The organism is Inquilinus sp., from assembly GCF_057815775.1.
In genome coordinates, this window is record NZ_JBYRFX010000244.1 from 1 (window position 1) to 3,249 (window position 3,249).

The window sequence follows — 3,249 nt, forward strand, 5'->3', positions numbered from 1 at the left end:
GCGGATTGCAGCGAGGCGTTGGTCTGCAGCTCGTAGCCGCCCGGCGTGACCTCGGTCTGCACCTGGTCGGCCGGCAGATTCAGCAGCGCCAGGAACTTCGGCAGCTCGGTGTCCCGCACCTGCTCGGTGAAGGCGGCGCGCTCGGGGTACTGCGCCTTCTTCTCGTCGAGGCCGAGCGACTTGAAGGTCAGCGCCTCGTAAGAGAACAGCAGGGTCGGGGCGGTCGAGGCCACCGGGGCCGGCGCCGGCGCGTTCTGGTCGGCACAGGCCGACAGGGTCACCGCGGCGCCAAGGCCGCCGACCAGCGCCAGGGTTTTGAGAGATCGCAACAGGTTCATCAGGTAGTCCCCTCCAGATCAGGGCGCGACGCCCGGGCCGGAGTATAGGAAGGATCGCCGGCCGCCGCAGTTCCCCAATTTGCGGGGATCGCCCGGATGCGATACCAGAAGGGATCGCCCTGCGGAGACCGACATGACCGACCGCCCCGATGAGTCCCCCGACGCCGGCGCCGCCACGTGCCGCCTGATCGAGGTGATGGCGCGGCTGCGCGACCCACAGGCCGGCTGCCCCTGGGACATCGAGCAGACTTTCCGCACCATTGCGCCCTATACGATCGAGGAGGCCTATGAGGTGGCCGACGCGATCGAGCGCGACGCGATGGACGAGCTGAAGGACGAGCTGGGCGACCTGCTGTTCCAGGTCGCGTTCCATTCGCGGATGGCGGAGGAGCGCGGGGCGTTCGATTTCGCCGATGTCGCCGCCGGCATCGTCGACAAGATGATCCGCCGCCACCCGCATGTGTTCGGCGACGCCGCGGTCGATGCCGGCGGCATGCCGGCGCAGTGGGAGCGGCAGAAGGCCGAGGAGCGTGCGGCCAAGGCGGCGGCCGAGGGCCAGGTCGCCGGGGTGCTGGACGGCATCGCCGCCGGCCTGCCCAGCCTGACCCGGGCGCTGAAGCTGCAGAAGCGGGCGGCGCGGGTCGGCTTCGATTGGACCGATCCGGCCGACATCCTCGGCAAGATCGACGAGGAAGTGGCTGAAATCCGGGCGGAAATCGACGCCGACGCGCCGAAGGACCGGATCGAGGACGAGATCGGCGACCTGCTGTTCTGCGCCGTCAACCTGGCCCGCCACTACGAGGTGGACCCCGATGCCGCGCTGCGCCGCACCAACGCCAAATTCGAACGCCGCTTCCGCCATCTGGAGTCGGCGCTGAGGGCCCAGGGGCGCGACCCCGCCGGCGCCAGCCTGGACGAGATGGAGGCGCTGTGGGTCGCGGCGAAGAAGACGGAGACGGAATCGGCCTGAGAGCCTCGGCCGCCGACGCAGGCGAAATCCGGCGAACGTCTTCGCCGGATCCGCAACGCTCAAGCTTCAGGCCGGCCCCGTCATCCGGAACGTCTCCCGCATGAACCAGGCTCGGCCGCAACCGATCTCAGAGGCAGGACCACCGGCCACAGCCGGCGACCTGGATCGGCTTGGCCTCGCTCTTGCCGTCATTCGCCTGGGCCTGGGCGGCGCTGACATGGGTGTCCGTGCGCACCGGGGCCTTGTCCACGTTGCCGCTGGACGCGATCGCGCCGGCCGAGAGGGTGATGGGGATGTGGCGGCAGCGTCGGTCAAGGCCGCGCCGGGGGCCGCCAAAGTCCGGTCGAAACAGAGATGATCGGGGGCGGGAGAGGCCTTGCCCCTCCCGCCGGCACCGGGATCAGACGGCGTGCAGTTCGACGTCGAAGATCAGGGTCGCGTTCGGCGGGATGACGCCGCCGGCGCCGCGGGCGCCATAGCCCAGGGCGGCGGGGATGACCAGCCGGCGCAGGCCGCCGATCTTCATGCCCTGGACGCCTTCGTCCCAGCCCTGGATCACGCGGCCACCGCCGAGCGGGAACTTGAACAGATCGCCGCGATCCTTGCTGGAATCGAATTTCTTGCCGGCGCTGCCATCGGCATTCTGCAACCAGCCGGTGTAGTGCACCGAGACGTGGTCGCCGGCCTTGGCCTCGGCGCCGGTGCCGATCACGACGTCTTCATACTGCAGCCCGGAGGCCGTGGTGGTGGACATGGGGTTCCTTTCGGGTCGTGGGTCCGGGCAGGCCCTCGAGGGGCCTGCGGGTGGCCGAGAGGTACCGCATCGGGCCCCCAGTGGCCACCCCCTCGCCGGGGTCAGCGGCCGGCGGTGCCGGAGCTCCAGACCGGCTTGTCGGCCTCGTTGTAGATCACCACGTTGCCGTCATTCTGCACGAACAGCTGCGCGTCCTTGTTCCCGCCGGAATTCGACGACCACAGTGGCTCGCCGAGCTTGCCGTAAAGGCTCAGGGTGCCGTCGCGGCTGAGCTCCAGCTGCGCGCTGTCCCGGTTGGCGGTGCCGGCCGACCACAGCTGCAGGGCATGCCCGCCCAGCTTGTTCAGCACCAGGTTGCCGTCGGCCTGCAGCACCAGGGCATAGCCGGCATTGCAGGAGGTCACGGTCTGGCCGGGTTTGAGCCCCTGCCCGACTTCGATCGTGCCGCAGCCCTGCGGCGCCGTGATGGGATCGAGCACGACGGGCTTGAACAGCTGGAGGTTCACCGTGTTGGCGATGGCCTGGTATCCGGCATCGTTCGGATGAAGGTGATCGCCGGAATCCAGCTTCGGCAGGTACTTGGTCGGATCGGCCGGGTCATGCACTGCCGTGTCCTGGTCGACGATGGCGTCGCAGCCGCTGCCGGCGCTGCGGACGAAGGCATTGACCTTTGCGCGTTCGGCTTCCTTCGCCAGCGTCCAGCCATCGACATCCTTCTCGGGTGTGAGCGTCGAGCAGTAGAACTTGACGCCCTTCTGGTGCGCCTTGGTGATCATGCCTTTCATCGCGGCAATGAGCTGCACGCTGGTCACATCAGGATTGCCGGAGCCGATATCGTTCAAGGCGGTGTCGGAGAAGATGACCCAGCGCACACCCGACTGGGACAGCACGTCGCGGTCGAAGCGGTGCACCACGCTCTCGCCCGAGCCGAATTCCTGGATCATCCCGTTGCCGGTGATGCCCAGGTTCAGCACGCCGACGCCCAGCTTCCAGTAGTTGGTCCGCACGGCAAAGTCGTTGGGCCAGCGCTTGTTTCCATTATACGTCGACGGATAGCCATCGGTGATCGACGCGCCGATCGCCACCAGGGAGCCAGTCAGGCCCGGCCCCTGGACGTCGAGATTGGTCAGGAACTGGTAATCACCGCTCTCCTCGGCCTGGATCGTCGCCTGGCCGCTGACATCCCC

4 protein-coding genes are annotated in these 3,249 nt (G+C 68.3%); 1 reads left to right on the forward strand and 3 read right to left on the reverse strand.

Features of this window, described 5'->3' with window-relative positions; all coding sequences use genetic code 11:
* Positions 1–338 (reverse strand): hypothetical protein (locus tag AC3XYG_RS08795; protein WP_489139441.1); only part of this gene is annotated, 338 nt, incomplete at its 3' end.
* A 133-nt stretch (positions 339–471) separates the two neighbouring features.
* Between AC3XYG_RS08795 and mazG the strand changes: the two genes are divergently transcribed.
* Positions 472–1,308 (forward strand): nucleoside triphosphate pyrophosphohydrolase, encoded by an 837-nt coding sequence (mazG, locus tag AC3XYG_RS08800; protein WP_489139442.1) that lies wholly within the window; start codon positions 472–474, stop codon positions 1,306–1,308.
* A gap of 400 nt (positions 1,309–1,708) precedes the next feature.
* Here the strand turns inward: mazG and AC3XYG_RS08805 are convergent, their stop codons facing one another.
* Positions 1,709–2,062, reverse strand: coding sequence for an FKBP-type peptidyl-prolyl cis-trans isomerase (locus AC3XYG_RS08805; RefSeq protein ID WP_489139443.1), 354 nt, complete (start codon positions 2,060–2,062; stop codon positions 1,709–1,711).
* A gap of 101 nt (positions 2,063–2,163) precedes the next feature.
* Positions 2,164–3,249: GDSL-type esterase/lipase family protein (locus tag AC3XYG_RS08810; protein WP_489139444.1), on the reverse strand; the 1,086-nt coding region annotated here is incomplete at its 5' end.

Excerpts from the sequence above, each read along its gene's own strand:
- mazG (WP_489139442.1), top strand. The coding sequence starts at position 472 with ATGACCGACCGCCCCGATGAGTCCCCCGACGCCGGCGCCGCCACGTGC.
- AC3XYG_RS08805 (WP_489139443.1), bottom strand. The coding sequence starts at position 2,062 with ATGTCCACCACCACGGCCTCCGGGCTGCAGTATGAAGACGTCGTGATC.